This is a genomic window from Desulforegula conservatrix Mb1Pa, assembly GCF_000426225.1.
In the GTDB taxonomy this organism is placed as follows: Bacteria; Desulfobacterota; Desulfobacteria; order Desulfobacterales; family Desulforegulaceae; genus Desulforegula; species Desulforegula conservatrix.
On sequence record NZ_AUEY01000121.1, the window covers coordinates 1 to 5,468 of the forward strand.

The window sequence follows — 5,468 nt, forward strand, 5'->3', positions numbered from 1 at the left end:
CTTTTTTGAAAAACACCCAACCGGCTCCTGTGCATACTTCGCAGTATGTTTCATGTTCCGGCAACATCGAGATGATCTGGGCCGCAAGTCTTGATTTGCCGCCCACGTACGCCATTGGACTGTTCATAGAATCCTTATATATATGATGTAAAAACAAACCGGCCTGTCCTTTACAAAGACAGACCGGAACCATGAGCTGAACAATTAAACTAAATACAAACGTAAATCTGAACCTCTTTCATGGCCATGTGCTTTTCAGCAGGCAGCCCTGAGTTGATGCTTTCCTGGTTGATAGACCACAGGCCGCTTTCATTCATGGCAGCATTAAATGTGGCCCTGCCTTGCTCGAATCTTACAAGCACAAACCGCTCGCTACCGCTCCTTGATCTGAGAGGCATGCGAAACATATCATCCAGAGGAATAAGGCTTTTATCAGGAGCCACAAGCTCTGCTGATGCGCTTAAGATTGAGCCCACCGGACAAGTTATATCACTAAAATCAGCCGTAATAATGGAGTCCGGTTTGTCGCACGTAATATTCGTGAAGACGATTTCAGGCAAAGCAACTGGTTCTTCATACATCCGGAAAGCCAGCCCATCCAGCCTGTCGATGTCAGATTCAGCAACCTCAATCCAGCCGCGACCATTCTCTATTCCGTATTTATTGACGGCCACGCCGCCCAGAATCTTGTCTGTGGAAGGAACCTGATTTCTCAGCCAGTCAGGATTTGACAGATCAAGATTGTTATCGATATAAACCTTAAGCATAAACAAAAGCCCTCCATTCTGATGGAAGCGAAGTAACTGTCGCATCAGGGTTTTTCTGAGCAGTTATTCTCCATCTGTAGGTTTTGCCCGACACAAGCGTCGCGGCAGGAATCGTATATGTCACGCTGCCGGTTCCTTGAGCGTAAGGCTTTGTGCCAGAGAATCTTGACGGATCTGAAAGAGTTGTCTGGTCAATGATTTTCACAAAAGACAGATCATTGTATTTTTCCTCAACTTCGATCCTGAACTGCAATGTGTCGTTATTTATGTCTGTCGGGATATTCCATGCCAGAGTCGATGCCGTAGCGCCGTCAGCCGTTGTGGGAGCTGGCTTTCCGGGAGCGTGAAGAATACCTATGCTGGCGGTTTCTGTGTGATTGCCCGCCGGTGCGGAATTCCACCAAGAATAATCAAAACTTCCGGTTTTTGTCCCGACATAGTTGCAGGCAAAGACATCGGTGGCATAGGTATCATCAACCTTGACGCCACTCAGAGTAAGCGCTCCGCCAGCTGAAATCTTTGTTGTCTGTGCTGTTTTGATCAGAGTATTGATAAGGGATACTGCTCCATTTACACGGCATATGAAATTAGTAGCCCCATTACTACCCCAGACGCTATCCGCTACAGAAAACTGTTTTGTTAAGAATCCAAGAACATACAGAAAGTATGGTGTAGCATTCCATTCCGCCGTTGTTGTGTTTATCCCGCTGTCGAACTCTGTATAATTGCCACCTATTAGCATAAGCGAGGATTGCGTTTTCAATGTATACTTTGCGCTATAATTCCCGGAACAGAAGACCTTGCTACATTGGAAGACATTGCTATAGGATGAGTCTCCGGCCTCACGATCAATGTCGATATTGCCATAAACATACAGGTTCCGGCATTTGAATCTGCCGCTTCTGATTGTCAGGTCACCAAGTATGATCACGTCATATCCTGATGCGTCAACCATTCCGGCCTTGCCTATTTTTAGGCTGCTGAAAATCATGTCCCTGGTGTAGGTTCTGGTATCAAACACAACGGCATCAGATACGGCTGTCCGGTTGATATCCCTAACCTCAGCGCCGATGCTTCGCAGGGTATCAAATGAAGTCCAGCCAGATCCCTTTATGCCTTTAATTTTGCCGAGGATATCGGCCAACAATGCTTTCATAATCCTCCCTTAAACAAACTGCGCCCCGGCAATAAAAACCTGAACATTCTTTCCAGATCCCACTGCCTCGTTTATCTTTGTCCTGATGCGGTCGTGATTGGTGTCAACCCTCGGCAATAGAGGCACAAGGAATTCCGTGGCGAGAATTGAGTCCCCGGCCAGTATTTTGAAAGTCCTTGATTCCGCAACGACCCACGAAGCTCCGTCATAAGTCTCCAGCACAACATCAAGATTGTGATCAATCGTATCATTATTGATTATGTTGAAGGTGGTCACGGAACGACCCTGTCCTCCGCCCGCGTTTGTGATCTGGTAATACGTCCCGACCGTGTCTGCGCTTGTGAAAGATTTAAAATCCCTGAATAAAGATTCGCCTGTTATGCCCATATAATCCCCTTATAAATGCCTCATGATCATTATCCGGCCCAGACCGAGCATTGCCCAGCTTGCGCCGTCCTGCGGAGTATTGTTCAGATTGTTGTTAATCTTTGAAATGAACAGCATGCCGTTATAGGTCACGGTCTGACTTTTTGAATATGTTGTTAAAGAGCTGTAGTCCCCCTGATATCCGGCACTGACTGCCGCTATCTGCGCGCTCTGTTTTGCCGTTTCGGCGGCAGAAGCTGAAACAGCCGCGGAGGCCTGACTGTCAGCCGCTCTCCTCGCGCTTTCCGCAGCTTCACTGGCGGTGGCGGTCATGAACGTATTGGCCTGGTCAATCATTATATTGAACTCAGGGATAATCACTGCAATATGGGTCAGTGTCGCGTCAGTCCTTGCGGAAAAATTCTCGGAATCCTGCCTGGATGGTACCGGCGACGTAAAATTTGAAATCTTTTGAGTTATCATCGTAAACCTCCGGCCACTAAATCAGGCTCTCAACATCGAGTGAAAAATATGAAGTATCGTTATTCGAGTAGTAAAATCCGAAACTCCGACAGAACCCGTAAATGATATTGCTCTCGAAAAAACCGGCAGTAATATAGATCACAGCCATTCCGGCGGCCTGGGTCATGAGCTTTGTCACCATGTCCTGGTCTGAACTCGGGCAGGTCACGTTGATCCTCTGCCGCCTGGCTGTCCTTCCCTTTTTCAGATAAGCATAGCCAGACAGGGTGTTTTCTCTTTTTGAATAGTCATTGATCCCGCATTCCGGATCAGTCTGGGTAACGCCAAGATGGAAAGATTTGCCAGCCGCCACAGCGCCTATTTTTGAAGGCGAGCCAGACTTTTCAAGGATGATGGTCACCTTTGATCTGTAAAGGGCCATGGGAAGGACAACATCATTTTTAAAATAGAACGGCCCGAAGAAATAAGAGCTGTAATCAGAGACCCTGCTTTCGTCCTGGAGATCCATGACAATTTCACGAACCATCTCGTTTGTAGTCCTGTCATATTGCCTGACAGTCAGGGTCTTGCCATCAAGGCCGAACAGTCCAAGGGTATCAATTACAGCGTCCCCGAAATCGACCTGGCACTCGATCTTCCAGACTCCGTTTTCTTCCGCTGTGGCAATGGATTTAGAGCCGATATAACGATCGATTAAAGCAAATTTACTGACAAGGCCCGCTTCCTGCCAGTTGTCGCCTGTGTCAGTCGATGGATTGATATTGGTGTTGGCTTTCAGAGCCTCATATATAATGTAGTCGATTCTGCACACGTCACCGATCTTGTAAGCGGTCGCGGAATTCCAGACAGCCGGATCAGAAACCGATGGATAAGCGACATTGCTCGAAAGAACCGACGCGGTTGATAATGGCTCAGGAATCACGATTTTCATGATGCCACCTTTACCTGGAGCGCGTCGCCGTCAGGATTCAGGCGATCGAGAGCTGCTGCGGTATCCCTTGTGTTTTTGAGGACTCCCAGCAAAATTGCCGAATTTTCAGAAGACGCTTTTGCTGATTCAGAAGCTGACTGAGCAGCAGCAGACGCTGCCTCGGCAGCGTCCGACGCCTTTTGCGAAGCTTCTCCGGCTGCCGCGGCAAGACCGTTTACCAGATCCTTGACCTCGGCCACATAGCCAGAAAGGGTAATTGTAAGATCAGAAAGGCCTGAGCCGTATTCGATCAGCCCCTCTTTGTGCCTGATCAATGCCGCGTCAAGAAGGCTGTAATTTTCAACCAGATCAGGTATTTTCTCCACAAGGCCATTTATGAAGGCCAGCATAAGGGAGGCGTCGGCCTGATTCCTGTTAAAAGTCTCGACAGCGTCATTTATGGCGTCAGGCTGTGAGGCCAGATCAGCGGCGGTTTCTGCTGACTTGTCTTCTTTTGGCTGGATGTTGAACGCATCAATGATGGTATTAAACATGGGGCCGAAAGAATCAGCCGCGTCCGCCATCCTTGTTGCCAGAGTTCCGAGCGTAGAGCTGAACTGTTCGGCGCTGACGCTTCCTGCCATAAAATCCGTTACAAGATCGCTGAGTCCTCCTCCGTCAGAAAACACACTGGACATTACAGACTCAATCATATTGCTGGCGAATGTATTCAGGACTATTGTCTGAAGTTGCGCTGAAAGCTGGCTTTCTATACTGCTCCTGAAAGTCCCCCAGTCAGCGGCTTCAACACCTGCCTGCAAGGCTCCTGAAATGGCCCCGGAAACGACGTCTCCGGCAAAAGCCCTGGCTTCTTCAATAGCCGTGTCTGTGGAATCCGGCACAAGGTCAATGATGTTCCATAGATCTTCCATCACTGGCCTTGCGGCCTCAAGAGCCGCATTCGCGGCAGCCATGCCCGTCTGCACATAGGTTTTGAACTCAGATATTGAAATCCTGCCTGATGTAACATCCGCAAGCATGTCAGAAAATCCTGACATTGATCCGAATGAAGCATAAATGACATCATTCAGGATCTGCGACTGAAAAGCCGTAACAACAGCCGCCTTGAGCTGGTTTTCAAGCGAGGTCGCAAAGGTTTGTTTAAAAGCCTCGAAATCTGCGGCCTTTACTCCCTGCTGCATGGCTTCAGACAAAGCATTGCCAATCACCCCGGAAACAAACGTGTACTGACCTTCGAGTTTCTGAAAAGCCTCGGCCTCTGTCAGGCCTTGTTCCATAAGGGTTCTTATTCGGGATATGCCTTCCGGCACAGCTTTGAGCAGGGACGCTACTCTTATAAAGGTCTCTCCGGCTGTTTCACTCTCTCTTTTCAGGGTTTCAAGGGCATCCGCATTGAACAGATTACCAGTATCCAGCTTGAATATTGCCGTTGAGATGGCATTACCAAAGGTGTCGAAAAACTGTCCGGTCATCTCATTAAGAGCGCCTGATATGTCTCCGTTCTTCAGATAGTCCTCAAATTTGGCAATATTTATTCCAAGGCCTATACGGGAATCCTGGATAATCTTCCTGACGTTGATCCCGAAAGCATTGTCGATGGACTTGAAAACAGTCTTGAAATAGGTGGAGATGTCTTTTTCGAGCTTGATTATTGTTGTCCCTGCGACTCCTGAATCACCCTTGCGAATGTCGAGCATAAAGGCGTCATCCATTTGGACACTCCAGGCTTCGTTGGGATTTGGTATCCAGTCGCCGTTTGACGGAG

Annotated in this window: 7 protein-coding genes; all 7 read right to left on the reverse strand. The window is 48.2% G+C overall.

The features are described 5' to 3' along the window. Positions 1 to 193 (reverse strand): DNA adenine methylase (locus K245_RS28630; protein ID WP_408605772.1); only part of this gene is annotated, 193 nt, incomplete at its 3' end. 16 nt (positions 194 to 209) lie between these two features. Continuing rightward, positions 210 to 767, reverse strand: a complete 558-nt coding sequence (locus tag K245_RS25705; protein WP_051284492.1) for a hypothetical protein — start codon at positions 765 to 767, stop codon at positions 210 to 212. After that, positions 760 to 1,923, reverse strand: a complete 1,164-nt coding sequence (locus tag K245_RS0120320) for a hypothetical protein (protein WP_027360650.1) — start codon at positions 1,921 to 1,923, stop codon at positions 760 to 762. Before K245_RS0120320 ends, K245_RS25705 begins: the two co-directional genes overlap by 8 nt. Before the next feature lie 9 nt (positions 1,924 to 1,932). After that, positions 1,933 to 2,310 (reverse strand): hypothetical protein, encoded by a 378-nt coding sequence (locus K245_RS0120325; RefSeq protein WP_027360651.1) that lies wholly within the window; start codon positions 2,308 to 2,310, stop codon positions 1,933 to 1,935. A gap of 9 nt (positions 2,311 to 2,319) precedes the next feature. Continuing rightward, on the reverse strand, positions 2,320 to 2,772 hold the full coding sequence (locus K245_RS0120330; protein WP_027360652.1) for a hypothetical protein: 453 nt from the start codon (positions 2,770 to 2,772) through the stop codon (positions 2,320 to 2,322). 16 nt (positions 2,773 to 2,788) lie between these two features. Then, entirely contained in the window at positions 2,789 to 3,703 is a 915-nt protein-coding gene (locus K245_RS0120335; protein WP_027360653.1) for a hypothetical protein, read from the reverse strand. After that, on the reverse strand, positions 3,700 to 5,468 hold a 1,769-nt coding region (locus K245_RS0120340), incomplete at its 5' end, for a hypothetical protein (RefSeq protein WP_232223858.1). The genes K245_RS0120340 and K245_RS0120335, both read right to left, overlap by 4 nt.